Source organism: Micromonospora citrea (assembly GCF_900090315.1).
GTDB classification, from domain to species: domain Bacteria; phylum Actinomycetota; class Actinomycetes; order Mycobacteriales; family Micromonosporaceae; genus Micromonospora; species Micromonospora citrea.
The window spans coordinates 4501543-4527228 of sequence record NZ_FMHZ01000002.1; the positions used below are offsets into that span (position 1 = coordinate 4501543).

General features: G+C 75.3%; 19 protein-coding genes. 13 read left to right on the forward strand and 6 right to left on the reverse strand.

All coding sequences use genetic code 11. The annotated features are described in order from the left end of the window. The first annotated feature begins 143 nt into the window (after nucleotides 1-143). Nucleotides 144-3461, forward strand: coding sequence for a S8 family serine peptidase (locus GA0070606_RS20740; RefSeq protein WP_091103124.1), 3318 nt, complete (start codon nucleotides 144-146; stop codon nucleotides 3459-3461). A 51-nt stretch (nucleotides 3462-3512) separates the two neighbouring features. Here GA0070606_RS20740 and dapD read toward each other — a convergent pair whose 3' ends face one another. After that, nucleotides 3513-4469, reverse strand: a complete 957-nt coding sequence (gene dapD / locus GA0070606_RS20745; protein WP_091103126.1) for a 2,3,4,5-tetrahydropyridine-2,6-dicarboxylate N-succinyltransferase — start codon at nucleotides 4467-4469, stop codon at nucleotides 3513-3515. A 128-nt stretch (nucleotides 4470-4597) separates the two neighbouring features. Between dapD and dapE the strand changes: the two genes are divergently transcribed. Then, a complete protein-coding gene (gene dapE / locus GA0070606_RS20750) occupies nucleotides 4598-5671 on the forward strand; it encodes a succinyl-diaminopimelate desuccinylase (protein ID WP_091103129.1) in 1074 nt (357 codons plus the stop codon). Between the two features lie 215 nt (nucleotides 5672-5886). Here the strand turns inward: dapE and GA0070606_RS32620 are convergent, their stop codons facing one another. Continuing rightward, complete coding sequence (locus GA0070606_RS32620) at nucleotides 5887-6051, reverse strand: hypothetical protein (RefSeq protein ID WP_176737376.1); 165 nt, start codon at nucleotides 6049-6051, stop codon at nucleotides 5887-5889. A 156-nt stretch (nucleotides 6052-6207) separates the two neighbouring features. Here GA0070606_RS32620 and GA0070606_RS20755 point away from each other — a divergent pair, with 156 nt between their 5' ends. From GA0070606_RS20755 to GA0070606_RS20785, 7 genes are all read left to right on the forward strand, one after another. Then, nucleotides 6208-7068, forward strand: coding sequence for an LOG family protein (locus tag GA0070606_RS20755; RefSeq protein ID WP_091103132.1), 861 nt, complete (start codon nucleotides 6208-6210; stop codon nucleotides 7066-7068). Nucleotides 7069-7070: 2 nt separating this feature from the next. Next, nucleotides 7071-7616 (forward strand): LOG family protein, encoded by a 546-nt coding sequence (locus GA0070606_RS20760; RefSeq protein ID WP_091103134.1) that lies wholly within the window; start codon nucleotides 7071-7073, stop codon nucleotides 7614-7616. A gap of 62 nt (nucleotides 7617-7678) precedes the next feature. After that, nucleotides 7679-11347, forward strand: coding sequence for an ATP-dependent helicase (locus GA0070606_RS20765; RefSeq protein WP_245724752.1), 3669 nt, complete (start codon nucleotides 7679-7681; stop codon nucleotides 11345-11347). A 104-nt stretch (nucleotides 11348-11451) separates the two neighbouring features. Then, nucleotides 11452-14937, forward strand: a complete 3486-nt coding sequence (locus GA0070606_RS20770) for an ATP-dependent helicase (protein ID WP_091103137.1) — start codon at nucleotides 11452-11454, stop codon at nucleotides 14935-14937. A 205-nt stretch (nucleotides 14938-15142) separates the two neighbouring features. After that, nucleotides 15143-15346, forward strand: coding sequence for a cold-shock protein (locus tag GA0070606_RS20775; RefSeq protein ID WP_067374184.1), 204 nt, complete (start codon nucleotides 15143-15145; stop codon nucleotides 15344-15346). Nucleotides 15347-15569: 223 nt separating this feature from the next. Next, on the forward strand, nucleotides 15570-16895 hold the full coding sequence (locus tag GA0070606_RS20780; protein WP_091103140.1) for a DEAD/DEAH box helicase: 1326 nt from the start codon (nucleotides 15570-15572) through the stop codon (nucleotides 16893-16895). 225 nt (nucleotides 16896-17120) lie between these two features. Beyond that, nucleotides 17121-17309: a hypothetical protein gene (locus GA0070606_RS20785; protein ID WP_091107960.1), complete on the forward strand. Its 189-nt coding sequence runs from the start codon at nucleotides 17121-17123 to the stop codon at nucleotides 17307-17309. 39 nt (nucleotides 17310-17348) lie between these two features. On the opposite strand, the gene GA0070606_RS20790 is transcribed toward GA0070606_RS20785, so the two are convergent. Next, nucleotides 17349-18233 (reverse strand): ABC transporter permease, encoded by an 885-nt coding sequence (locus GA0070606_RS20790; RefSeq protein WP_091103142.1) that lies wholly within the window; start codon nucleotides 18231-18233, stop codon nucleotides 17349-17351. Nucleotides 18234-18411: 178 nt separating this feature from the next. On the opposite strand from GA0070606_RS20790, the gene GA0070606_RS20795 reads away from it, so the two are divergent. Genes GA0070606_RS20795 through nudC form a run of 3 tightly spaced genes read left to right on the forward strand, consistent with a single transcriptional unit; the run spans nucleotide 18412 to nucleotide 22051 of the window. Then, nucleotides 18412-19722 carry a M16 family metallopeptidase gene (locus GA0070606_RS20795; RefSeq protein ID WP_091103144.1) on the forward strand — a complete coding sequence of 437 codons (1311 nt, stop codon included), beginning with the start codon at nucleotides 18412-18414 and terminating at the stop codon, nucleotides 19720-19722. A gap of 50 nt (nucleotides 19723-19772) precedes the next feature. Then, entirely contained in the window at nucleotides 19773-21116 is a 1344-nt protein-coding gene (locus GA0070606_RS20800; protein ID WP_091103147.1) for a M16 family metallopeptidase, read from the forward strand. Continuing rightward, nucleotides 21113-22051, forward strand: coding sequence for an NAD(+) diphosphatase (nudC, locus tag GA0070606_RS20805; RefSeq protein ID WP_091103150.1), 939 nt, complete (start codon nucleotides 21113-21115; stop codon nucleotides 22049-22051). Before GA0070606_RS20800 ends, nudC begins: the two co-directional genes overlap by 4 nt. Before the next feature lie 139 nt (nucleotides 22052-22190). Here nudC and GA0070606_RS20810 read toward each other — a convergent pair whose 3' ends face one another. The 3 genes from GA0070606_RS20810 to GA0070606_RS20820 form a co-directional block, all read right to left on the reverse strand. Beyond that, a complete protein-coding gene (locus GA0070606_RS20810; protein WP_091103153.1) occupies nucleotides 22191-22466 on the reverse strand; it encodes a hypothetical protein in 276 nt (91 codons plus the stop codon). A 325-nt stretch (nucleotides 22467-22791) separates the two neighbouring features. Beyond that, nucleotides 22792-23028 (reverse strand): DUF397 domain-containing protein, encoded by a 237-nt coding sequence (locus GA0070606_RS20815; protein ID WP_091103156.1) that lies wholly within the window; start codon nucleotides 23026-23028, stop codon nucleotides 22792-22794. Between the two features lie 73 nt (nucleotides 23029-23101). After that, nucleotides 23102-24079 (reverse strand): helix-turn-helix domain-containing protein, encoded by a 978-nt coding sequence (locus GA0070606_RS20820; RefSeq protein WP_091103159.1) that lies wholly within the window; start codon nucleotides 24077-24079, stop codon nucleotides 23102-23104. 222 nt (nucleotides 24080-24301) lie between these two features. On the opposite strand from GA0070606_RS20820, the gene GA0070606_RS20825 reads away from it, so the two are divergent. Continuing rightward, nucleotides 24302-25612 carry an MFS transporter gene (locus tag GA0070606_RS20825; RefSeq protein ID WP_091103161.1) on the forward strand — a complete coding sequence of 437 codons (1311 nt, stop codon included), beginning with the start codon at nucleotides 24302-24304 and terminating at the stop codon, nucleotides 25610-25612. Nucleotides 25613-25686: the final 74 nt, after the last annotated feature.

Consider the following 25686-nt stretch of genomic DNA (forward strand, 5'->3'; position numbering starts at 1 on the left):
GGGCGGGGGATCTGTTGGCCGGTCCGTCACATTCAGGCCTTCACTATGCATACCCGGTATGTAAATATGATGACCGTCAATGCACGTCTCTCTCACAGGTAGTAACGCCCGACGAGGAGGATCCGTTGCAGCGAACAAGAAGAATGGCCGGTCTCGGTCTGGTGCTCGGTCTGGTGCTCGGCACCCCCGGAGTGGCCGTGGCCCAGGCGCCCGCCGAACCCGCCGCCCGTCCCGTCCCGACCGCCGACCGGGGCGCCGCCGCCCCGGCGGGAGTGGCGGGCGAGCGTCCGACCACCGTCACCCTGCTCACGGGCGACCGGGTGACGGTGACCGGCGCCGGGGCCAGCGTGCGTCCGGGGCCGGGGCGGGAGAAGGTCCGCTTCCTGGCCCGGCGCGAGCAGGGCCGGCTCAGCGTCGTGCCGCAGGACGCGGTCCCGCTTATCCGGGCGGGGCGGGTCGACCAGCGGCTGTTCGACGTCACCGGGTTGATCGCCGCCGGCTACGACGACGCGCGGCGCGACGACCTGCCGGTGCTCATCACCGGGCGGGCCGGCGCGGCGCGGCGCGCGGCGACGCCGGCCGGCGTCACGGTCACCCGCGAACTGCCGACCGTCGGTGGGGTCGCCGGGACGGCGGCCAAGGACCGGGTCGGCGAGGTGTGGGCGGCGGTCACCGCCGCCGGGGCGTCGGTCGGCACGGCGGGGGGTGTCGACCGGATCTGGCTCGACGGCCGGCGGCGGCTCACCCTGGACCGCAGCGTGCCGCAGATCGGCGCGCCGGCGGCCCACCGGGCCGGCCTGACCGGCCGCGGCGTGCGGGTGGCGGTGCTGGACACCGGGCTGGACGCCACCCACCCGGATCTGGCCGGCCGGGTGGCGCAGGCGCGCAACTTCACCGAGGAGGCCGCCGCCGGCGACGTGGTCGGGCACGGCACCCACGTCGCCTCGATCATCGCCGGCAGCGGCGCCGCCTCGGGCGGCCGGCACCGGGGAGTGGCCCCGGACGCGACGCTGCTCGACGGGAAGGTCTGCGAGACCAACGGCTGCCCGGAGTCGGCGATCCTGGCCGGGATGCAGTGGGCCGCGGCGGAGCAGCGGGCCGACGTGGTCAACCTGAGCCTCGGCGGCTTCGACACCCCGGAGGTCGACCCGCTGGAGGAGGCGGTCAACACGCTCACCGCGCAGACCGGCGCGCTCTTCGTGATCAGCGCCGGCAACGACGGCGAATTCGCCCCCGTCAGCTCGCCCAGCACCGCCGACGCGGCCCTCTCGGTGGGCGCCGTCGACCGGGACGACAGTCTCGCCGACTTCTCCAGCCGTGGCCCCCGCACGGGTGACGACGCCCTCAAGCCCGACGTCACCGCCCCCGGTGTGGGCATCGTCGCGGCACGCAGCCGGGACGCGGTGATCGGCGAGCCGGCCGGGGACGGCTACGTGTCCCTCTCCGGCACCTCGATGGCCGCGCCGCACGTCACCGGCGCGGCGGCGCTGCTGGCCCAGCGGCACACCGACTGGACCGCCGGGCGGCTCAAGGCCACGCTGACGGCCTCGGCCAAGCCGCACCCGGGGCTGACCGCGTACGAGCAGGGCGCCGGGCGGGTCGACGTGGCCCGCGCGATCGACCAGACGGTGACCAGCGACCCGGCCGGCGTCTCCTTCGGCCGGGCGCTCTGGCCGCACGGCGACGACACGCCGGTCACCCGCACCGTGACCTGGCGCAACGACGGCACGGCCCCGATCACCCTCGACCTCGCCGTCGAGGCGACCGGCCCGGACGGCGATCCGGCGCCGGCCGGTGTGTTCACCCTCGGCGCGAGCCGGCTCACCGTGCCGGCCGGCGGCACGGCCAGCACCACCGTCACGGCCGACACCCGCGTCGAGGGCCCCGACGGCCACTACACCGGCCGGGTCGTCGCCCGCTCCGGCGCCACCGTGGCGGTCACCCCGCTGGCCGTGCACCGGGAGGTGGAGAGCTACACGCTGACCGCTCGGCACATCGACCGCGCCGGCGGGGCCGCGAGCATGTACGGCACCACGCTGATCTCGCTGGACGGCTTCGCCACGTACGACCTGTACGACGCCGACGGCACCGCCGAACTGCGGGTGCCCAAGGGGCGCTACGGCCTGTCCAGCGTCGTGTACGACTTCGACGGCGAGGAGTTCGTCGGGGCCAGCCAGCTCAGCCAGCCGGAGCTGGCGGTGGCCGGGGACACCGCCATCACCGTCGACGCCCGCCGGGCGGGCCCGGTGCGGATGACCGTGCCGCAGCGTTCGGCCACCCCGGCGCTGGTCACCCTCGAGGCGGACTTCGTCACCGACCAGGGCGGCTACGGCTTCTCCCTGCTGTCGGAGAACTTCGACGGCCTCCACGCGGGCGGCATGGGACAGCCGGCGCCCGGGGACCGGTTCGTCGCCTCGGTGAGCAGCCAGTGGGCGGACCGGAATGCGGCGAGCAGCCCCTATCTCTACGCGCTCAGCGAGACGCTGCCCGGCCTGATGCCGGCCGGCTTCGTCCGCCACTACCGGGCGAAGGACCTGGCCACCGTCACCCACCGGTTCAACGGCGGTGCCCCCGGCCTGATCAGCGAGCGCGTGGTCTTCCCGCGCCGGGACCCGGACCTCGGCGGCTGGGCGGTCGTCCTGCCCACCGCGACCCCTGGCCAGCGGGTCGAGTACCACAACACCCGTGGCGTGCGCTGGTCCTCGGAGTTGGACTTCGGGGTGCCTTCGACGGACGGCTGGACCGACATCAAGGCGGTGCTGTTCGGCGAGGAGCGGAGCCTGCGGGCCGGGCGGCACTACCGGGAGAGCTGGAACAGCGCGCCGTACGGGCCGTCGTTCCCGGCGGCCGGCATCACCCGGCGGGGCGACCGCATCGAGGTGAGCCTGCCGCTGCACAGCGACGCCGAGGGGCACGCCGGCGGCTCGCTCGCCGACACCGCCCGCACCGCCCTCTACCGCGACGGGGTGCTGGTCGGGGAGAGCGAGGAGCCGGCGTACGGCGGGTTCGACGTGCCGCCGGGCGCGGCCGACTACCGGCTGGAGGTGTCGTCGAAGCGGAGCTTCACCGACCTCGCCACCGAGGTGGCGGCCACATGGACGTTCCGGTCCCGGCACGTCGCCGGGGACGATCCGGTCGCGCTGCCGGCGTCGGCGATCCGGTTCACGCCCCGGCTCGACCGGGCGAACGCCGCCCCGGCGGGCCGGAGCTTCGCGATCCCCGTCCGCGTGGAGCGGCAGCCGGGTGCGCCCTCGGCCCGGGTCGCGGCGCTGACCGTCGACGTCTCCTACGACGGCGGGAAGACCTGGCAGCGGGCCCGGGTCCGCTCCGGTGGGGACGGCTGGACGGCCACCGTGCGGCACCCCGCCGGCCCCGGACACGTCTCGCTGCGGGCCACCGCCCGGGACACCGCCGGTAACACGGTGACCCAGCGCGTCATCCAGGCGTACCGCCTGCGGTGAGGCGTACCCCCGCCGGGTCCGCGACCAGCGCGGACCCGGCGGGAGGGCCCGTCAGTCGTTGGCGTGCAGCGCGGCGTTCAGCTCGATGCCCCGGCCGCTGCGCTGCCTCGCCTCCAGCGCGCCGGTCACCGAGTTGCGCCAGAACAGCAGCCCGTCCACCCCGGACAGCTCCCGGGCCTTGACCACCCGGCCGTCCGGCAGGGCGATCTTGGACGCGGCCGTCACGTAGCAGCCGGCCTCGACCACGCAGTCGTCGCCGAGCGAGATGCCCACGCCGGCGTTCGCGCCGATCAGGCTGCGCTCGCCGATGCGCACCTTCTCCGTGCCGCCGCCGGAGAGGGTGCCCATGATCGAGGCGCCGCCGCCGATGTCGGAGCCGTCGCCGACCACCACGCCCTGCACGATCCGGCCCTCGACCATCGAGGTGCCGAGGGTGCCGGCGTTGAAGTTGACGAAGCCCTCGTGCATGACGGTGGTGCCGGCCGCCAGGTGCGCGCCGAGCCGCACCCGGTCGGCGTCGGCGATCCGCACGCCCGAGGGCACCACGTAGTCGGTCATCCGGGGGAACTTGTCCACCCCGTGCACGGCCAGGTGGCGGCCGGCGGCCCGCTCGATGACCCGCAGCTCGTCGACCCGCTCCGGCGGGCACGGCCCGGCCGAGGTCCAGGCCACGTTCGCCAGCTTGCCGAAGATGCCGTCGAGGTTGAGCTCGTTCGGCCGCACCAGGCGGTGGGAGAGCAGGTGCAGCCGCAGGTACGCGTCCGCGGCGTCCTTGATCGGGTCGTCCAGCGAGCCGATAACGGTGACCACCTGGACGGTACGCAGCCCGGGCAGCGCCCGGTCGCCGACCGCTCCCGGCGGCAGGTCCAGCACGTCCGCCTCGTCCTCGCCGGCGACCAGCGGCAGCTCGCCGAGCCCCAGCTTGCCGGTCGGATACCAGGTGTCGAGCACCTGGTCGTCAGCGGTCACGGTGGCCAGGCCGATGCCCCAGGCGGATTCGGACGTCACGGATTCACCTCTCGTTCGTGGCTGCGGGTCGCGGGCCCGCCCTGCGCCCCGCGCGACCGCCTCCCGCGGCGGCCACCCGGGCACGCTCGCTCCTCGCGCACACCCGACCTGACGGTACCGTGCGAACCATGGAGAACCCGCTGACCCCCGAGGTCCTGGCCGATCCGGTGGCGCTGACCCGTGCGCTGGTCGACATAGAGTCCGTGTCCCTCAACGAGAAGGCCATCGCCGACTGCGTGGAGGAGGTGCTGCGGGGTGTGCCGCACCTGACCACCTACCGGCACGGCAACACCGTGATGGCGCGGACCGACCTGGGCCGGGACCAGCGGGTGGTGCTCGCCGGGCACCTGGACACGGTGCCGCTGAACAACAACTTCCCGTCGAGCATGCGTGGCGATCTGATGTACGGGTGCGGCACCTCGGACATGAAGTCCGGGGTGGCGTACGCGCTGCACCTGGCGGTGACCCTGCCGGACCCGCGCTACGACGTGACGTACTTCTTCTACGAGGCCGAGGAGATCGAGTCCAGGTACAACGGCCTCTTCCTGGTCGCCGAGGCGCACCCGGAGTGGCTGGAGGCGGACTTCGCGGTGCTGCTGGAGCCGACGTACGGCATCGTCGAGGCCGGCTGCCAGGGCACCATGCGCTCGGTCGTCACCACCACCGGCGTACGCGCCCACTCGGCCCGCTCCTGGCACGGCGTGAACGCCATCCACGCGGCGGGCGAGGTGCTCGACCGGCTGGCCCGGTACGAGGCCCGGCGCGTCACGATCGACGGCTGCGACTACCGGGAGGGGATGAACGCGGTCCGCATCCACGGCGGCGTGGCGGGCAACGTGGTCCCGGACCACTGCGAGGTCGAGGTCAACTACCGGTTCGCGCCGGACCGCACCCCGGCGGAGGCCGAGGCGCACCTGCGCGAGGTCTTCGCCGGCTTCGAGGTGCGGGTCACCGACTCGGCCGCCGGCGCCCCGCCCGGGCTGGAGGCGGCCCCCGCCCGCGAGTTCCTCGCGGCGGTCGGCGCCGCGCCGATCGGCAAGCTCGGCTGGACGGACGTGGCCCGGTTCGCGGCGATGGGCATCCCGGCCCTGAACTTCGGCCCCGGCGACCCGAACCTGGCCCACCACCCCGACGAGCACGTCGAGATCAGCAAGATCCGGGACGGCGCCGCCACACTGCACCGCTGGCTCGCCTCCGCCTGACGGGCGCGCCCGGCCGGGCGTCGGCCGTTCCGGCGGTCGTGCCCCGGCCCGGTGCCGGCGTGCTGAGGGCTGAGTCCCGCCGAATGCCGCCGTGCTGACGGGCGCGCCGCGGTCACGGCGCCGGGGCTCGTCGCGCACGTGACCGGGAGGCCCGCGTCAACCGAGCGGTGCTCGGTAACGCGGGCCTCCCGGTCGACGTCGTGTCGTCGGCGCCGTCAGACGGCGGCGGACGTGTCGGCGGTGGGCCGGGCGTCGGTCGGGCCGCCCTGGTCGGCGGCAGACGGCTCCATCAGGCGGGCGCGGCGGCGCTCGGCCACCACGTCGCGGATCCGGCGCTGCATCTGCCGCCGGATCCGGATCATCTCGCTGTTGCTGATCACGCTGACTCCTCCCCCGCAGGCGCGTGCCGGGGCATACCCGGTATGTGAATAGTAAGACGTACGAGCGACAGATTTAGTTGCCCATGATCCGGAACTAATTTCCGCCGCTGGTCGCCCCGCACACCCGGCGGGTGCCGCTCCACTACGGTTGCTCCCATGGGTCAGAGCAACGGGCGGGAGGCCGGCCGCGAGCCGGGACGGGAACGGCACCGGGGGGCCGTGACGCTGCGGCGGCAGGCGATCACGGACAGCACCGCCGACCAGCGCCTGCTCGACTCGCGGGGGCGCGGCGACTGGAAGACCAAGGACGCCTGGCGGGCCCTGCGCATCCTCTCCGAGTTCGTCGAGGGCTTCGACACCCTCGCCGACCTGCCGCCCGCGGTGAGCGTCTTCGGCTCCGCGCGCAGCCGACCCGAGAGCCCGGAGTGCCGGATGGCCGAGGCGCTCGGCGCGGCCCTGGCCCGGGCCGGCTACGCGGTGATCACCGGCGGCGGGCCGGGCGTGATGGAGGCGGCCAACCGGGGCGCCAGCGAGGCCGGCGGGCTCTCCGTGGGGCTCGGCATCGAGCTGCCCTTCGAGCAGGGCCTCAACGACTGGGTCGACCTGGCCATCGACTTCCGCTACTTCTTCGCCCGCAAGACGATGTTCGTCAAGTACGCGCAGGCGTTCGTCGTGCTGCCCGGCGGGTTCGGCACCATGGACGAGCTCTTCGAGGCGCTCACCCTCGTGCAGACGGGCAAGGTCACCCGGTTCCCCGTGGTGCTGATGGGCGTCGACTACTGGCGTGGCCTGCTCGACTGGCTCCGCGACACCATGGCGGCCGACGGCAAGATCGGGCCGGTCGACCTGGAACTGATCTGCGTGACCGACGACATCGACTCGGCGGTCCGGCACATCGTCGAGGCCGAGGCCACCCTCTCCGCCGAGCAGGAGGCGGTCCGCGAGGAGGCGGTGGCGGTCACCGCAGCCGACCAGCGGGCCGCCGCCGAGGCGGGCGACGAGAGCCGGGAGCGCTGAGCGTGGCGGCGATCTGTGTCTTCTGCGCCTCGTCGCGTACCCTCGACCGGCGCTGGCTGGACCTGGCGGCCGAGACGGGCGCGGAGATCGCCCGGCGCGGGCACACGCTCGTCAGCGGCGGCGGCTGCGTCGGCATGATGGGCGCGCTGGCGGACGGCGCGCGGGCGGCCGGCGGTCGGACGATCGGGGTGATCCCGCAGTCGCTGGTCGACCTGGAGGTCGCCGACCTGGCGTCGGACGAGTTGCTCGTCACCGACTCGATGGCCAGCCGCAAGACGGTCATGATCGACAAGTCGGACGCGTTCGTCACCCTGCCCGGCGGCCTCGGCACCCTCGACGAGCTGTTCGAGGTCTGGACGACCGCGACGCTCGCCCTGCACGCGAAGCCGATGGTGCTGGTCGACACCGACGGCTTCTACCGCCCGATGCTCGACTGGCTGGGCGCCCTGGCCGACCAGACCTTCCTCAAGCCCGCCGGCCTGGGCCTCCTCACGGTGACCGACACAGTCACCGCCGCCCTGGACGCCCTGGACCGCCAGCTGACCTGATCCGGGCGGGCGGAGCGGGGTGGCGGGGTGGGGGTGTCGTACGGGCGTGGTGGGATGGGCAGATGCAGGCGTACCGGCTGGTGCGCCGGCCTGCCGAGGCGGCCCGGGGGGACCGCAGGTCCGGCGGGCCGGCCCGGGGGGACGGTCGGTCCGGTGGGCCGACCGAGGGCGAGCGGCGGTCCGATGGACCGGCCGGCGGTGACGCGCACCGTCGGGCGGCGCGGCTGACCGATCCGCACCAGGCGGAGGTCGTCGCGCACACCGACGGGCCCATGCTGGTGCTCGGCGGCCCCGGCACGGGCAAGACCAGCACCCTGGTCGAGGCGGTCGCCGCACGCGTGGCCGAGGGCGTCGACCCGGAGCGGATCCTGGTGCTCACCTTCAGCCGCCGGGGCGCCACCGCGCTGCGCCAACGGATCGAGGCGCGGGCGGCCGGCGACGGGCACCGGGTGCTGCGCGAGCCGCTGGTCCGCACCTTCCCGGCGTACGCCTTCGGGCTGCTGCGCCGCGCGGCGGCCGAGCGGGGCGAGCCGTCCCCGCGCCTGCTCACCGGCCCGGAGCAGGATCTCATCATCCGCGAGCTGCTCGACGTGGTCGGCGAGGAGCCCGACGACGACCCGGTGGGCTGGCCGGAGGACCTGCGCCCCGCGTTGCGCACCCGGGCCTTCGCCGCGCAACTGCGCGACCTGCTGATGCGCGCCGCCGAGCGCGGCGTCGGCCCCGTCGAGCTGGCCCGGCTGGGCGAGAAGCTCGGCCGCGCCGACTGGCCGGCCGCCGCGCGCTTCCTCCGGGAGTACGTGGCCGTGCTCGCCCTGCGCGACGTGAGCAACCGCGGCTCCGTCGCCTACGACCCGGCCGAGCTGGTCCGGGCCGCCACCGGGATGCTGCTCGACGATCCGGAGCTGCTCGCGGCCGAGCGCCGCCGGCTGGCCCACGTCTACGTCGACGAGCTGGCCGACACCGACCCCGCCCAGCAGGATCTGCTCGCGACGGTGGCCGGCGGCGGCAAGCACCTGGTCGCGTTCGCCGACCCGGATTCGTCCACGTACGCCTTCCGCGGCGCGGACCCCGCGGTGGTGACCACGTTCGCCCACCGCTTCCGCACCGCCTCCGGCGCGCCCGCGGCGCAGGTGGTGCTGACCACCTCCTACCGGGCCGGCCCCCGGCTGCTCGCCGCGTCCGGCCGGCTGGCGCGGCGGCTGCGGGGCCCGGCCGCGCACCGAAGGCAGCATCCGCTGCCCGACGCGCCGCCCGGCTCGGTGGAGGTGCGCACCTTCCGCTCGGCCACCAGCGAGGCGGCCTGGCTGGCCCACGCGTTGCGCGAGGCGCACCTGCTCGGCGGCGTGCCGTGGTCGGAGATGGCCGTGCTGGTGCGCTCCACCGGGCGGCAGCTGCCGTCGCTGCAACGCGCGTTGCACGCCGCCGGGGTGCCCACCGTGGTGCACGGGGAGGACCTGCCACTGCACCTGCAACCGGCGGTCGCGCCCCTGCTGCTCCTGCTGCGCTGCGCGCTGGAGCCCGAGCGGCTCGACGAGGAGGCCGCCGTCGCGCTGCTGCACTCGCCGCTCGGCGGCGCCGATCCGCTGGCCGAGCGGCGGCTGCGGCAGGGGTTGCGCGCCCTGGCGCTGGCCGCCGGCGACCGCCGGCCCTCCGGCGAGCTGATCGTCGAGGCGCTGCGGGACCCGGCCGAGCTGGCCGGGATCGAGCGGCGCTGGGCCGAGCCGGCGCAGACGGTCGCCGGCCTGCTGGCCGTGGCGCGGGAGACCGCCGCCCGGCCCGGCGCGACGGCGGAGGACGTGCTCTGGGCGGTCTGGCGGGCCAGCGGCCTGGCCGAGTTGTGGTCCGCGGCGATCGGCCGGGGCCAGACCGTGGCCGGCGAGGGCGACGTGGCCCGGCGCCGCCGCGCCGAGGCCGCCGACCGGAACCTCGACGCCGTGATGGTGCTCTTCGACGCGGCGGCCCGCTTCACCGACCGGCTGCCCGGCGCGCGCACCGAGGTCTTCCTCGACCACGTCCTCGCCCAGGACCTGCCGGCCGACACCCTCGCGCCGACCGCAGACCGGGGCGAGGCCGTGCGGCTGCTCACCGCGCACGCCGCGAAGGGGCTGGAGTGGGATCTGGTGGCGGTGGCGGGGGTGCAGGAGGGCGTCTGGCCCGACCTGCGGCTGCGCGGCAGCCTGCTCGGCTCCGAGCGGCTGGTCGACGTGCTCGCCGGCCGGGCGGCCGGCGCCGGCCGGGTGGCGACCCTGGTCGGGCAGACCTCGGCGCTGCTCGACGAGGAGCGGCGGCTGTTCCACGTGGCGGTCACCCGGGCCCGGCGGCGGCTGCTGGTCAGTGCGGTCGCCTCCGCCGCCGTGGGCGGCGACGACCACGAGGAGCAGCCCAGCCGATTCCTCTACGAGCTCGGCCCGACCGACCCGCCCCCGCCGGACGACGGCACACCACCGCCTTCGGCCGATCCGGACGGCACACCACCGCCTTCGGCCGATCCGGACGGCACACCACCGCCTTCGGCCGATCCGGACGGCACACCACCGCCTTCGGCCGGTGCGGGCGGTGCACCACCGCCTTCGGCCGGTGCGGACGACGCGGGGCGGACGGCGGCCGGCCCGGACCGCGCCCGACGGTCTCCGGCCGGTCGGGGCGAGGCGGGATCGACCCCCGGCGACGACGGGTTGGCGGCGGTCGAAGAGGAGCCCGACCGGCCGACGACGCTGCCGGTGAGCCGGCCGCCCCGCGCGCTCACCCTGCCGGCGCTGGTGGCGGAGCTGCGTACCGCCGTCAGCGACCCGGCCGCGCCCTACGCCCGGCGGCAGGCCGCGGCGGCCGAACTGGCCCGCCTCGCCGCCGCCGGGGTGGCCGGCGCGCACCCGGACGACTGGTGGGGGCTGCGGCAGCTCTCCGACGACCGCCCGTTGGTCGAGGAGGGGGCGCCGGTCAGGGTCACCCCGTCGGCGATGGAGAGCGCGCTGCGGTGCAGCCTGCGCTGGCTGCTGGAGCGGCACGGCGGCAGCGCCCCGGCCAGCGCCGCCCAGGGCGTCGGCAACCTGGTGCACGCCGCCGCGATGCTCGCCGAGGACGCCAGCGTCGACCGGGGCGCGCTGCTGGACTACGTGGCGGCCCGGTTCGACGCGATCGAGCTGGCCGCCCGCTGGATGGTCGGCCCCGAGCGGACCCGCGCCGAGGCGATGGTCGACAAGCTGCTGCGCTGGCTCGCGGCCAACCCGCGCCGGCTGCTCGCCATCGAGCACGAGTTCGCGGTCCGCCTGGACGACCCGCACCGGCCGGTCGAGCTGGCCGGCCGGGTGGACCGGCTGGAGGTCGACGCCGACGGCCGGCTGGTCGTGATCGACCTGAAGACCGGCAAGTCCACCGCGGTCACCGCGAACGACCTCGCCGAACACCCGCAGCTCGGCGCCTACCAGGCGGCGGTGGAGGCCGGGGCGTTCGCCGAGTTCGGCGAGGAGTCCGGCGGGGCGGCGCTGGTGCAGCTCGGCACCGGGGCCAGGGACGCGAAGGAGCAGAGCCAGCCGCCGGCCGGGGAGGGCCCGGAGGCCGGCTGGGCGACCGCGCTGGTGCGGCGCACCGCCGATACGATGGCCGCCGCCACCTTCGCCGCGGTCGCCAACTCGAAGTGCCGGGTCTGCCCGGTGCGGACGAGCTGCCCGGTGTCCGGGCAGGGGCGCCAGGTGGTCGAGCCCCCGACCACCCGTCCGCCGGAGCACCCGTGAGCGCGAGGAGTGAGCTTGCGAGCCCCGCAGTCGTGAACCGAGACGGCACCGTGAGCGCGAGGAGTGAGCTTGCGAGCCCCGCAGTCGCGAACTGAGGCAGTGCGGTGACGCAGCCCGCCCTGTTCGGCACGGCGACCCCGGCGCCACGGGCGGCCGACGCCGGCCCCCGGTACACGCCGGTGGAGCTGGCGAGGCTGCTGCGGCTGCCGGCCCCCACCCGCGAGCAGGCGGCCATCATCGCCGCCCCCGTCGAGCCGCTGCTGGTGGTCGCGGGCGCCGGCTCGGGCAAGACCGAGACGATGGCGGCCCGGGTGGTCTGGCTGGTCGCCAACTCGTACGTGCGGCCGGAGCAGGTGCTCGGGCTCACCTTCACCCGCAAGGCCGCCGGTGAGCTGGCGCACCGGGTGCGTACCCGGCTGGACCAGTTGGTGCGGCGGCTCGGGCGGCGGGGGCGCGACCCGCTCGACGACCCGCTGGCAGGGGAGCCGACGGTCTCCACCTACCACTCGTACGCGGGCCGGATCGTCACCGAGCACGGGCTGCGGGCCGGCTACGAGCCGTCCACCCGGCTGCTCACCGAGGCGTCCCGCTGGCAACTTGTCGACCTGCTGGTACGCAACTACGACGGCGACATGTCCGAGGTGGACCGGATGCCGAGCACGGTCACCGACGCGGTGCTGGCGCTCGCCGGCGAGCTGGACGAGCACCTGGTCGACCCGGACGCGCTGGCCGCGTGGACGGGCCGCTTCTTCGCCGACGTGCAGGCGCGTCCGGGCCGGGTCTACGCCGACGTGCGCAGGGCGCTCGCCCTCCAGCAGACCCGGCTGAAGCTGCTCCCGCTGGTGCGCGCGTACGCCCGGCGCAAGGAGGACTTCGAGGCGATGGACTTCGCCGACCAGCTCGCGCGGGCGGCCCGGGTGGCCCGGGACCATCCCGGGGTCGGCGAGATCGAGCGGGACCGGTTCCGGGTGGTGCTGCTCGATGAGTACCAGGACACCAGCCACGCCCAGGTGGTGCTGCTCAACGCGCTCTTCGGCGGCGGGCACCCGCTGACGGCGGTCGGCGACCCCTGCCAGTCGATCTACGGGTGGCGGGGCGCCAGCGCCGGCACGCTGGACCGCTTCCCCACGGAGTTCGCCCGCGCCGGCGGCGCGCCGGCCGAGGTGCTCAGCCTCACCACGAGCTGGCGTAACCGGCCGGAGATCCTCGGCGTGGCCAACGCCCTGGCCACGCCGCTGCGGGCCGCCGGCGCCCGGGTGCCGGAGTTGCGCGCCGCGATGAGCGTCGCCGACCCGGTGCCGCACCGCAGCGCCCGCGGCGCCGCCGGTGGCACCGTCCACTGCGCCCTGCTCCGGACGTACGCCGACGAGGCCGACTGGATCGCCGACAGCGTGCTGCACGCCTGGCGTGGGGCGGCGGGGATGCCCGGGGCGCTGCCCGAGCACATCCCGGTGCCGCTGCGCCCCACCACGGCCGTGCTCGTGCGGCTGCGCAGCCAGATCCCGGCGATCGAGTCGGCGCTGCGCGAGCGCGGGCTGCCCGTCGAGGTGGTGGGCCTGGGCGGCCTGCTGGACACCCCCGAGGTGCGGGACGTGGTGTGCACGCTGCGGGTGCTGGCCGACCCGACCGACGGGGCCGCGCTGCTGCGGCTGCTCACCGGGGCGCGCTGGCGGATCGGGCCCCGTGACCTGGTGGCCCTGCACCGCCGGGCGAAGGCCATCGCCGCGGCCCGGCGCAGGCTCGCCGACGACGGCACCCCGGAGATCACCCCGGACCTGCTCGACGAGGCCACCCTGGTCGAGTCGCTGGCCGACCTCGGCCCGGCGCAGGCGTACTCGGCGGAGGGCTACGCCCGGCTGCGTGCGTACGCCCGGGAGCTGGGCCTGTTGCGCTACCGGATGGACCAGTCCCTGCCGGAGTTGATCGCGGACATCGAGCGGACGATCGGCCTGGACGTGGAGGTGGCGGTGCGGGCCGGCCGGGACGGGGCCGGCGACGCCGGCCTGGCCCGGGGCCACCTGGACGCGCTCGGCGACGTCGCGGCCCGGTTCAGCGGGGAGACTCCGGGCGCCACCCTGTCGGGTTTCCTGGCCTATCTCGCCGCCGCCGAGGACGAGGAGCGTGGCCTCAGCCCGGGTGAGGTGGAGGTGGTCGAGGGCGCGGTGCAGATCCTCACCGCGCACGCCGCCAAGGGCCTGGAGTGGGACGTGGTCGCGGTGGCCGGCCTGAGCCGGGGCGTGTGGCCGGGGCCGGTCCGCAACTCCGACCACTGGCTGGGCGGGCTGGGCGTGCTGCCGTTCCCGCTGCGCGGCGACGCCGACGGGCTGCCCGAGCTGGGGCTGGACGAGGCCGAGGACCAGCGGGGGGTGGCCCGGGCGCTGGAGGACTTCACCGACGCCTGGCGGGCGCACGACGAGCGGGAGGAGCGCCGGCTGGCGTACGTGGCGGTGACCCGGCCCCGGCGGCTGCTGCTCTGCTCCGGCCACTGGTGGGGGGAGGGCACGAAGCGGCCGCGCGGCCCGTCGGTGCTGCTGCGCGAGGTGCACGACGCCTGCCTGGACGGCGGCGCGGGGCACCTGGTCGACGAGTGGGCCCCGGAGCCGCCGGGCGACGCGGTCAACCCGACCACCGAGGTGGTGCTGCGCGCCGAGTGGCCGGCCGACCCGCTTGGCGCCCGCCGCCCGGCGCTGGCCGAGGCGGCCGCGCTCGTTCGCCGCTTCCTCACCGACGGCGACGCCGCCCGTCGGCCTGCCAACTCCGAACAGCCGGTCGGCCCGGAACGCCCCGCTGGCTCGGTGCAGCCGGCCGGCCCGGAACGGCCGGTGGACGTGGCCGACGAGGCCGGGGGCGCGGTCGATCCGCTGGCCGACGACCCGGACGTCGCGCGGTGGCGGCGGGAGGCCGACCTGCTGCTCGCCGAGCGGGCCGAGCTGACCCGGCAGACCGGCGCGGTCGAGGTGGCCCTGCCCGGGCAGCTCTCGGTGACCCAGCTGGTGGCGCTTCGCCGGGACCCGGCCGCGCTGGCCCGGGCGCTGCGCCGCCCGGTTCCCACCGAGCCGAGCCCGTACGCCCGCCGGGGCACCGCCTTCCACACCTGGCTGGAGCAGCGGTTCGGCGCGGACCGGCTGCTCGACCTGGACGAGCTGCCCGGCGCGGCCGACGCCGACGCCGCGCCCGACGAGGCGCTGGCCGAGCTCCAGGAGCGCTTCCTGGCCAGCGAGTGGGCCGACCGGGTGCCGGTCGAGGTGGAGGTGCCCTTCGCCACGGTCGTCGCGGGGGTGGTGGTGCGGGGCCGGATGGACGCCGTCTTCGCCCGCCCCGGCGGGCGCTTCGACGTGGTCGACTGGAAGACCGGCCGGCAGCCCTCCGGCCCGGCCGCCGACGTGGCCGCCGTGCAGCTCGCGGTCTACCGGCTGGCCTGGGCGGAGCTGGCCGGGGTGCCGGTGGAGCGGGTCGGCGCGGCGTTCCACTACGTGCGCGACGGCGTCACGGTTCGCCCGGCGGACCTGCTCGACGCCGACGGGCTGACCGCGTTGATCACTTCGGTGCCGGAAAATCCGGCAGACGGTGGCCATCCGGCGAATCCGTGATAGGTTGGTGGCGTTGCAGTTATGGTTCCCAGAGACTCTGTGTGCGCCTGGAGGATTGTGGCCCAGGCGCTCTTTGTTGTGTCCGGAGTTCTCCGGGCGGGGCGACCAGAAGCGACAAGCGAGCCAGGCAGTTCCGCGTGGCGCGCTCCTCTTCGAGCCCACAACAGGTGTGGGCTCGACGTTCCGTCAAGGAGACGAAACAAAAATGGCTATTGGCACCGTCAAGTGGTTCAACGCTGACAAGGGCTTCGGCTTCATCACCCCGGACGGCGGCGGCGCCGACGTCTTCGCCCACTTCTCGGCGATCCAGACCTCCGGCTACCGGAGCCTGGACGAGAACCAGCGGGTCGAGTTCGAGGTGACCCAGGGCCAGAAGGGCCCGCAGGCGGAGAACATCCGCCCGCTCTGATCTTCGGATCTCCACGTAACACCCACCGCGCCCTCCGGGCGTGGTGACGGAACCGGCCCGCCCCCGCCGTCGACCTGCGTACGCAGGCGGCGACGCGTGGCGGCGGGCCGGCCCGTACCCCTTTCGGTTCGTGCTTGTGAGTCATCCGCGGCCTCGCCCGCCGATGACAGCGCCGCCTCCGGCGCCCTCCCTCGACACGTGCCGCGTCGAGGAAGGCTTCCGCATGACCACCGTCGTTCCGTCGTTCGCCCATACCGGGCTGGCCCCGGCGCTCCTCGCCGAGCTGGCCGCCCAGGGCATCACCGAGCCGTTCCCGATCCAGGCGGCGACCCTGCCCGACTCGCTCGCCGGTCGCGACGTGCTCGGCCGGGGCCGCACCGGCTCCGGCAAGACCCTCGCCTTCGGGCTCCCCGTGCTGTCCCGCACCGCCGGTCGCCGCGCCCGCCCGGGCCGTCCGCTGGCCCTGGTGCTGGTGCCGACCCGGGAACTGGCCCAGCAGGTCACCACCGCACTCGACCCGTACGCCCGGGCGGTCGGCCTGCGCTGCGCCACCGTCGTCGGCGGCCTGTCGCTGCAACGCCAGGCGGACGCCCTGCGCGCGGGCGCCGAACTGGTGGTGGCCACCCCCGGGCGGCTGCACGACCTGATCAACCGCGGCGACGCCCGGCTGGACCAGGTCGCGATCACCGTGCTCGACGAGGCCGACCAGATGGCCGACATGGGCTTCCTGCCGCAGGTGACGAAGCTGCTGGAGCAGGTCGCCCCCGACGGGCAGCGGATGCTCTTCTCGGCCACGCTGGACGGCGGCGTGGACAGGCTGGTCCGCCGCTTCCTCACCGACCCGGTCTCGCACTCGGTCGACCCGGGCACCGCGACCGTCACCGCGATGACCCACCACGTGCTGCACGTCGACCCGGCGGACAAGCCGGCCGCGCTGACCCAGATCGCCGCCCGCGAGGGTCGCACCATCCTGTTCATGGGCACCAAGCACCGTGCCGACCGGGTCGCCCGCCAGTTGCTGGCCAAGGGCGTACGCGCGGCGGCGCTGCACGGCGGCAAGTCGCAGCCGCAGCGCACCCGGATCCTGGAGCAGTTCCGCAACGGGCAGGTGACCGCGCTGGTCGCCACCGACGTGGCGGCCCGGGGCATCCACGTGGACGGGCTCGACCTGGTGGTCAACGTGGACCCGCCGACCGAGGCGAAGGACTACCTGCACCGGGGCGGGCGTACGGCCCGGGCGGGGGAGTCCGGCGCGGTGGTCACCCTGGTCCTGCCGGAGCAGCGCCGGGACGTGTCCCGGCTGATGGCCACCGCCGGCATCCGACCCGAGTCCGTCCAGGTGCGCCTCGGCGACGAGGCGCTGGCCCGGGTGACCGGCGCCCGCGAGCCGTCCGGCGTGCCGGTGACGATCGCGCCGCCCCCGCCGCGGCCCGCCGCGTCGGACGCCGGGCGGTCGGGCGGTCGCGCCGGCGAGGGCGGCCGGACCGCGCACCGCGCCTCGGGACGGTCCCGCCGCTCCCGACGTCCCCGCCCGCCGCGCGCGTCCTGACGCCCGCCCGTCCCGCGTCCCCGGCGCTCGGCGGCCGGGCCAGGGCGGCCGTGGCCGTGCCAGGGCTGCCGTGACCGACTGTGAGCAGTCGCTTCCCGTTCGACGTCTGAGCCCGGAATCAGCAGACATTGCGTCCGATCGGCGACTGTTCCGCCGATCGGACGTGGTGGAAGCTGGGGCGGGGGGAAGACCCGGGCGGAACCGCCCGGCGCAGGAGGGGTGACCATGGCGGGTGACGTCGGCTCGGGCGCGGTGCGTGAACTGCTGCTGGTGTTCGCGGTCGCGGTCGCCGGGCTGCTGCTCGCCATGGTCGCGGTCTTCACGCCGTGGCACGCCAGCCCGGACGAGGCCGCGCCGGCCGCACCGGTCGAGCTGCACAGCCCGACCGGAGGCCCGACCGCCATCGCCGGCTGACCCGGCGACGGCGGGGCGCTGCGCGCGGAGACGCACACGTCACTGACCCGCCTGGTCCAGCACGCCCCAGCGACGCCGGATCGCCTTGTCCGCCGCCCCGAACGCGGCGTCCACCGCCAGGCCCAGCACCAGGATCACGATCATCGTGGAGATCAGCCAGGGGGAGTCGGAGAGTTCCCGCGAGTAGGTCAGCTGCGCGCCCAGCGAGGTCTGCGAGATGCCGACCACGATCAGCTCGCCGGCCATCAGGCTGCGCCAGGAGAACGCCCAGCCCTGTTTGAGGCCGGCCACGATGACCAGCAGCGCGGCGGGCGCGATGACGTACCGGTACAGGTTGAGCCCTCGCGCGCCGAGGTTGCGGCCGGCGCGCAGCAGCAGCGGCGGCACGTAGTCCACGCCGGCGATCACGCCGTTGGCGATGGACGGCGCCGCGCCGAGCACCACCACGAAGAAGATCGCCTTCTCGCTCAGCTCGAAGAGCAGGATCGCCAGCGGGAACCACGCGATCGACGGCATGGTCTGCAGCGCGGTGATCATCGACCCGATGGCGGCCCGCAGGATCCGCGACCGGGCCACCGCGAGGCCGAGCAGCAGGCCCACGGCGACCGAGAAGAGGTAGCCGACGGCCGCCCGGCGCAGCGTCGTGGCGAGGCCGTCCCAGAGTTGGACGCCGCTGAGCTGCCGGAGCAGTTCCTGGCCCACGGAGGCCGGGCCGGGCACGGCGTACTCGGGCTTCCAACCCGTCCAGACCACGACCTGCCAGGCGCCGACGGCGATGCCGAGCGCCGCCAGCTTCGGCCAGGTCGCGGCCCAGAGCCGGGCGGCCCGCGGCCGGTTCTCCGCGCGGCCGGCCAGCTCCAGGGCGTCGAGTCCCGAGATCTCCGTGTCGGTACGCGGAACGGCGGCGAGGGTGTCACCGGCCATGGCGGCCCGCGTCCCGGAAGTGTCGGCAATTCCTACTGATTGAATGGCCTTTGCGTTGCCGGCGCGGGGCGTCCTCGCACGACGCCCGGCGGGGCCGGCGGACAGCCGGGGACGCCGGTCGGAGCGGCTGGGGGAAGGTCGACGGTGACAGGGGTGCCGACGCGCTAGGGTCGATCACGTGCCGACGCGGAGAGCCAGAATTCCAGCGACGAAATACCCGGTCGAGCGGTTCACCCTCGACAACGGCCTACGGGTGGTCCTCACCCCCGATCGCAGCGCACCGGTGATCGGGGTCGCGGTCGTCTACGACGTCGGCATCCGCTCCGAGCCGGAGGGGCGCACCGGCTTCGCCCACCTCTTCGAACACCTGATGTTCCAGGGCTCGGAGAACCTGGAGAAGCTCGCCCACTTCCGGCACGTGCAGGGCGCCGGCGGCACCTTCAACGGCTCCACCCACCTGGACTACACCGACTACTTCGAGACGTTGCCGAGCAACGCCCTGGAACGGGCGCTGTTCCTGGAGGCCGACCGCATGCGCGGCCCCCGGCTGACCGAGGAGAACCTGCGCAACCAGGTCGACGTGGTCAAGGAGGAGATCCGGGTCAACGTGCTCAACCGGCCGTACGGCGGATTCCCCTGGCTGACCCTGCCGCCGGTCATGTTCGACACCTTCCCGAACGCGCACGACGGCTACGGCTCCTTCGTCGACCTGGAGTCGGCCACCGTCGCCGACGCCGCCGACTTCTTCCGCCGCTACTACGCCAGCGGCAACGCGGTGCTCGCCGTCAGCGGCGACATCGACGTCGCCGAGGCGACCACGCTGATCGAGCGGCACTTCGGCGACGTGCCGGCCCGGCCCGCGCCGGAGCGGCCCGACTTCGCCGAGCCGGACCTGGCCGCGGAGCGGCGCACCTCGTACACCGACAGGCTGGCGCCGCTGCCGGCGGTGGCCGGCGCCTGGCGCGTACCCGACCCGGTCACCGACTTCGCCGGCTACCTGCCGTACGTCGTGCTGGCCGAGGTGCTCACCGACGGCGACGCCTCCCGGCTGGTCGAGCGGCTGGTCCAGCGCGACCGGGCGGTCACCAGCCTGGGCGGGTACCTCAGCTTCATGGGCGACCCGTTCGACGTGCGGGACCCGACCGCGCTGCTGCTCCAGGCGCACCTGCCGCCGGGCGGGGACGTCGACAAGGTGCTGCGCACCATCGACGAGGAGCTGGACCGGCTGGCCACCGACGGGCTGACCGAGGGGGAGCTGGCCCGCACCCAGGCCCGGATGGCGACCCACCTGCTGCGGGACACCGACGCGGTGCTGGCCCGGGCGCTGCGGATGGCCGTGCTGGAGCAGCAGCGCGGCGAGCCGGGCCTGCTCAACGAGCTGCCCCGGCTGGTCGGCGAGGTCACCGAGGAACAGGTCCGCGCGGCCGCCGCCACCCTGCGGCCGGAGCGCCGCGCGTCCATCGAGGTCATCCCCGGAGGTGGCCGGTGAGCGCGAGGAGTGAGCTTGCCAGCCGCGCAGCCGCGAACGAAGGAAAGTCAGTGAGTACGACCGCACCGGCCGCGCCGCGGGCGCTGCCCCCGCTCGGCCCGAACCGCAGGCTCAAGCTGCCGAAGCAGGCCGAGCGCACGCTGGGCAACGGGCTGACCGTCATCGCCGTACGCCGGCCGGCGGTCCCCCTGGTCGAGCTGCGGCTCTGGATGCCCTTCGGCCGGGCCCACCTGGCTCGGGGCGCGATGCTCGCGCAGACCCTGCTCTCCGGCACGGAGACGATGACCAGCGTGCGGCTCGCCGCCGAGTTGCAGAAGGTCGGCGGCGGGCTGTCCGCCGGGATCGACCCGGACCGGCTGATGCTCTCCGGCACCGGCCTGGTCACCGGGCTGGACCGGATGCTGGAGATTCTCGCCGAGGTGCTCACCGGCGCGACCTATCCGGACGACGACGTGGCCACCGAGCGGGACCGGCTGGTCGACCGGATCCAGGTCGCGCAGAGCCAGCCCGGGCACCTGGCCCGCACCGCCCTGCTCAAGCGGGTCTACGGCAAGCACCCGTACGCGGTGCAGACCCCCGACCCGGACGCGGTCCGCGCGGTCCGGCCGGGCGCCCTGCGCACCCTGCACGCCCAGCGGGTGCATCCCGCCGACGCGGTGCTGGTGCTGGTCGGCGACGTGCAGCCGGAGCGGGCGCTGGACGCCGCCGAGAAGGCCCTGTCCGGGTGGAACGGCGCCGGGCACACCGCCGACCTGCCGCCCGCCCCGGCGCTGGAGCCCGGGCCGCTGCTGCTGGTCGACCGGCCGGGTTCGGTGCAGTCCTCGCTGCGGGTCGCGCTGCCGGCGGTGCCCCGCACCCATCCCGACCACGCCGCGCTGCAACTGGCCAACCTCGTCTTCGGCGGCTACTTCTCCTCCCGCTGGGTGGAGAACATCCGCGAGGACAAGGGCTACACGTACGGGCCCCACTCGCTCGTCGAGCACTCGGTCGCCGGGTCGGTGCTGGTCGCCGCCGCCGAGGTGGCCACCGAGGTCACCGGGCCGGCGCTGCTGGAGACGACGTACGAGCTGGGCCGGCTGGCCACCCTCCCGCCCGGCGAGGACGAGCTGGAGCAGGCCCGCCGGTACGCCCTCGGCACCCTCCAGCTCGGCATGTCCACCCAGGCCGGGCTCGCCTCGCTGACCAGCGCGTACGCCGGCAACGGGCTGCGCCTGGACTTCCTGGCCGAGCACGCCGCCCGGCTGGCCGGGGCCACCGTGGCCGACGTGGCCGAGGCGGCGGCCCGCTACCTCGCCCCGGCCCGGGCGGTGACGGTGGTGCTGGGCGACGCCGAGCGGATCGCCCCCCAGTTGGCGGCGCTCGCCCCGGTCGTCACGGAGCCGGCGCGGCCGTGAGCGGAGAGGCCGCGCCGCCGCTGGCCCGCTCCACCCTGGACCGGGCGGCGCACCGGCGCACGGATCCCGGGTGGCTGGCCCAGGCGTGGGCCCGGGCCCGGGTGCTGGTGCTCGACTCGGGCGACGAGGGCAGGGCGCTCGTGCGGGCCGACGCCTCGCCGCCGACGCTGGTGCTGGTGGACGCGGCCGACCTGCCGGCGGCGGCGTCGCCGATGTTCCTCGGCGTCGAGCCCGACGGGGTGCCGGTCTTCGCCGTGGACGGCCCGCTGCCCGAGGTGGCGGGGGCCCGGGCGGCGCACCTGCGCGAGGTCGGTCACCTGCTCGGCGACCGCGACGCGGGGCTGTTCACCACCGCGCTTGCGCTGGTCAACTGGCACCTGCGGCACCGCTACTCGTCGGCCACCGGCCATCCCACGGAGGTGGACGAGGCCGGTTGGTCCCGCGTCGACGGGGCGGGGGAGCGGATCTGGCCGCGTACCGACCCGGCGATGATCGTGCTGGTGCACGACGGCGTGCCGGGCCCGGACGGTCGGTGCCTGCTCGGTAACAACGCCACCTGGCCGCAGACGCCCGGCCAGCGCCGCTTCTCCTGCCTCGCCGGCTACGTCGAGCCCGGGGAGTCGGCCGAGGCCGCCGTGCTGCGCGAGGTCCGCGAGGAGGTCGGCGTCCCAGTCGCCGACATCGCGTACGCGGGCAGCCAGGCCTGGCCGTTCCCCGGCTCGCTGATGCTGGGCTTTCTCGCCACCGCCGATCCGGAGCATCCGGTGCAGGTCGACCCGGCGGAGATCGCGTACGCGCGGTGGTTCAGCCGCCGGGAGATCGGTGCCGCCCTGGCGGGACGCCCGGTCGACGTGGGCGGCGCCCGGCTGGTGCTGCCACCGCCGTCGTCGATCGCGTTGTTCCTGGTCCACCGTTGGCTCGACGGGCACTGCTGACGGCGCTGTCGTGCGGTCCCGGCTCGTGGCCGCCGTTGCCGCGACGGCCACGAGCCGGGAACACGGACCGTCGTGGTCGGCTGGGCAAGGAACGCGGCGGGGGAGCCGGTCCGGCCACGACGGACGCCTCGGGGTGGGGTCAGCTGCCCCGGTCGGGGGGTGCGGCCCGCCAGGGGCGGGTCGGCTCGTCGAGCGGGAGCACCTTGACCCGCTGTTTACCGCACCGGACCGCGCCGACCGTGGACAGGGCACGGGCCAGCAGCAGCGCGGCGTCCCGGTCCTCGGCGTGCACGATCTGTCGGCGCGGTTCGGGCGCGGTGGTCTCGTCCCGCAGGCGGCCCCCGCACGCCCAGGCGGCGGCGATGTCCACGTCGGCGGCGGCGCGGATGTCGGTGCGAACGATCAGGAAACGCATGTGGGTCTCCGGATGAACCGCGACGGTGGGGGAACGGGTGGAAGTTCCACGTCACTCTGCCGTCATGTTACGCCGCGCGAGTGGCTCAGCAAGTGAAACGCGACTATCGGTCCGCAGCCTCGTCCGATCATCGGATGCCTGGTCAGCGCGGTCGGCGGTGCGGGCGCGGGGCGCGGGCACGGCGGTGGCAACGCGGGGTGTGGCGGTGAAGCGGGTGTGGCGGTGGAGCGGCGGCCGCGGGGGAGCGGCGGTGGCGGCAGGGGGCGGCACGGAGACGCGGCGGGGCCGCCGACACCGTGCCGGCGGCCCCGCGACGGTCTGCGGATCAGTTCAGATCGAACTGTCCGTTCTTCGCGCCGGCGATGAAGCCCAGCCATCCCGCCCGGTTGAACAGCAGCACCGGACCGCCTTGGTCCTTGCTGTCCCGCAGGGCCACCGCCGCCGGGCCCGTCCCCAGTGGCGCGACCTCGACGCAGTTCGAGGTCTGGCTGCGCGTGCTCTTGCGCCACGGGGCGTCGGCGAACTGCGTGTGCGGGGACGGCGTGTTGCGGATCTCGTTCATCGTTTCACTCCTGAGGTGAACTGCACCGATGGAACGAGTGGCGCCGCACGACCCGACGGTGGTTCCCCCGTGATCACCGTTCCGTCAGGCGCCCCGAGTGCCGGCGGCGTTGGGTCGGCGCCGTTGCCGAGCCGTACGCCACCGTGGACGCGGCCGTACCGGGCAGCCGTCCCGTCGCCTCGATCAGCCAGGAGAGGGTGTCCGATGCGGAGAGTGCCGCCGTGCATAACCACTCGAAGACCACTTTATAGCGATTTAGCGCGTTTGCCTCGGTCGACATGACGTCGGTGAACCCACCTTCGATGGCCAGCGTCTCGGGGTCGAGCGGGTCGGCGAACCGGTAGACGGAGAACGCCGTCGGCGGGAGGTACCAGCCGCCGATCTGGGTGTCGCGGGGCAGCACGTGCAGCGTGATGTTCGGCAGCATGGCCAGCTCACAGAGCTGCGTCAGCTGCTCGTGCAGCACCTCGGGCGGCCCGGCCCGGCCGCCGAGCGCCGCCTCCTCCAGCACGGCCGTGTAGCGGGGCGCGTCGGGCGTGCGGGTCAGCAGCGACTGGCGGGCCAGCCGCGCCCTGACCTCGGTGTCGATGTCCTCCCCGGCCTCCGGGTCGCCCGCCTCCTCGCCGACCTGGCGGGCCGAGGCGATCCGCACCGAGGCGTACCCCGGCGTCTGGAGCAGGCCCGGCACCAGGACCGGGTTGTACTCGGAGATCTCCGCGCAGCCCGCCTCCAGCTCTGCGAAGCTGCGCTGCTGCTGGGTCATCACCGGGTAGTTCTTCAGCCAGCCGCGCATGTCGCCGGCCTCCCGGGTGATGCCGAGGAGCTCGTCGCGCAGCGCCTGGCCGGCGCCGTAGAGGTCGAGCAGCACGCGCACGTCGTCGGGATCCGGGCGGCTGCGGCCGTTCTCCAGCCGGGACAGCTTGGACGCGGAGGCCCAGCCGATCCGCTCGATGACCTGGTCCCCGGTGAGACCGCTGGCCTCGCGCAGCCGGCGCAGTTCGGTGCCCAACCTGCGGCGGCGCAGGATCGGGCTGGGTGAGGCAGGAGGCACGACGTCCTCTTTTCCCGTGGACCGCCGCGGACGCGACGGTAACTGTATGAAATTCGCCCCCCACGGTCAGTATGGACGGCGCAACCCCCGCCGGAGGTACCGGTGGGGGCGTGTCTCGCAGAAAAGAGCACCGTGGAAGGGGAGTGGCGGCCGGCACGGCGCCGTCCCCGACCGACCTCACGAACCGACCGCGAGGCGCGTACCACCCCGCCGGAGGGACCCATGCGCACCGTCCTGCGCCGCCCGGATTTCCGCCTGCTCTTCGGCGGTCTGCTCGCCAGCATGGCCGCCGAGTCGATCCTGCTGCTCGCCCTCGCCATCTGGGTGAAGGACCTGACCGGGTCGGACGGGCTGGCCGGCGCCACCATCTTCGCCGTCATCGCGCCGATGACGCTGGCCCCGCTGGTCGGGTGGCTCGTCGACCGCTACCCGCGCCGCCCGTTCTTCGTGACGGCCAACCTGGTCACGGCGGCGCTGCTCACCCCGCTGTTCGCCGTCCGGGACCGCACCGACGTGTGGATCATCTACGCGGTGGCGGCGCTGTACGGCCTGTCGTACATCACGCTCAGCGCCGTGCTCAGCGGCCTGATCCGGCAGATCGTGCCGCTCGACCTGCTGGCCGAGGCGAACGGCGTGCTGCAGACCGTACGCCAGGGGCTGCGGCTGATCGGCCCGCTGGCCGGCGCCGGCCTCTACGCCGCCGTGGGCGGATGGATGCTCGCCGCGATCGGGATGGTGGGCTTCCTGTCGGCGGCCGCCGTGGTCGGGGCGCTGCGCACGACGGACGCCCGGCCGCCCGGGCCGGGGCTGCGCTGGCCCGCCGAGGTGGGCGCCGGGCTGCGGCACCTGGCCGGGGAGCCGGCGCTGCGCCGGGCGCTGCTGGGCTACGGGCTGGGCTCGCTGGCGATGGGCTTCACCGAGTCGCTGATCTTCGCCTACGTCGACCGGGGGCTGGGCCGGGACGCCGCGTTCGTCGGCGTGCTGGTCACCGTGCAGGGCATCGGCGGGCTGATCGGCGGCCTGCTCTCCCCGGCGGTGGTGCGCCGGGCCGGCGAGGTGGGCACGCTCGCCGCCGGGGTGGCGTTCTTCGGGCCGGCGTCGCTGGCGCTGGCGTACCCCAGTCTCTGGCTCGGCTTCGTCGCGGTGCTGCTGGCCGGGGTGTCGCTGCCGCTGACCATGGTCGGGCTGCACACGCTCATCCAGCGGCGCACCCCGGCCGGCCTGCTCGGGCGGGTCGCCGCGGCGTCGGAGGCCGTGGTGAGCGGTCCGCAGGCGCTCTCCATCGGCGCCGGTGCGCTGCTGGTCGGGGTGCTGGACTACCGCGTGCTCTTCGGCCTGATCGGCGTGGCCACCCTGCTCGCCGGCGGCTACCTCTGGCACGGCCGCGCCCTCAGCCGGCCCCCGGCGGGCGCCGCCCCCGCCCGCCGGATCCCCGCCACCCGGCCGTCGGCCCCCGCCGCCCCCGTCCCGGCCCCGCGCCGCCCCGCCGACGACGGGGTCGTGGCCGCGACACGCCGGCGACACGGGCGGTGACCGCACGGCCGGCGGCGGGGCGTCCGCAACGGCCGGCGGCGGGGCGCCCGCAGACGCGACGAGCGGCCGCCCGG

What these genes read in the sequence shown, in the direction of transcription:
- GA0070606_RS20755 (WP_091103132.1), top strand. Translation starts at nt 6,208, where the DNA reads ATGGGTCAGAGCAACGGGCGGGAGGCCGGCCGCGAGCCGGGACGGGAA.
- GA0070606_RS20775 (WP_067374184.1), top strand. Translation starts at nt 15,143, where the DNA reads ATGGCTATTGGCACCGTCAAGTGGTTCAACGCTGACAAGGGCTTCGGC.
- GA0070606_RS20810 (WP_091103153.1), bottom strand. Translation starts at nt 22,466, where the DNA reads ATGCGTTTCCTGATCGTTCGCACCGACATCCGCGCCGCCGCCGACGTG.
- GA0070606_RS20765 (WP_245724752.1), top strand. Translation starts at nt 7,679, where the DNA reads ATGCAGGCGTACCGGCTGGTGCGCCGGCCTGCCGAGGCGGCCCGGGGG.
- GA0070606_RS20785 (WP_091107960.1), top strand. Translation starts at nt 17,121, where the DNA reads ATGGCGGGTGACGTCGGCTCGGGCGCGGTGCGTGAACTGCTGCTGGTG.
- GA0070606_RS20790 (WP_091103142.1), bottom strand. Translation starts at nt 18,233, where the DNA reads ATGGCCGGTGACACCCTCGCCGCCGTTCCGCGTACCGACACGGAGATC.
- GA0070606_RS20740 (WP_091103124.1), top strand. Translation starts at nt 144, where the DNA reads ATGGCCGGTCTCGGTCTGGTGCTCGGTCTGGTGCTCGGCACCCCCGGA.
- dapE (WP_091103129.1), top strand. Translation starts at nt 4,598, where the DNA reads ATGGAGAACCCGCTGACCCCCGAGGTCCTGGCCGATCCGGTGGCGCTG.
- GA0070606_RS20825 (WP_091103161.1), top strand. Translation starts at nt 24,302, where the DNA reads ATGCGCACCGTCCTGCGCCGCCCGGATTTCCGCCTGCTCTTCGGCGGT.
- GA0070606_RS20815 (WP_091103156.1), bottom strand. Translation starts at nt 23,028, where the DNA reads ATGAACGAGATCCGCAACACGCCGTCCCCGCACACGCAGTTCGCCGAC.
- GA0070606_RS20780 (WP_091103140.1), top strand. Translation starts at nt 15,570, where the DNA reads ATGACCACCGTCGTTCCGTCGTTCGCCCATACCGGGCTGGCCCCGGCG.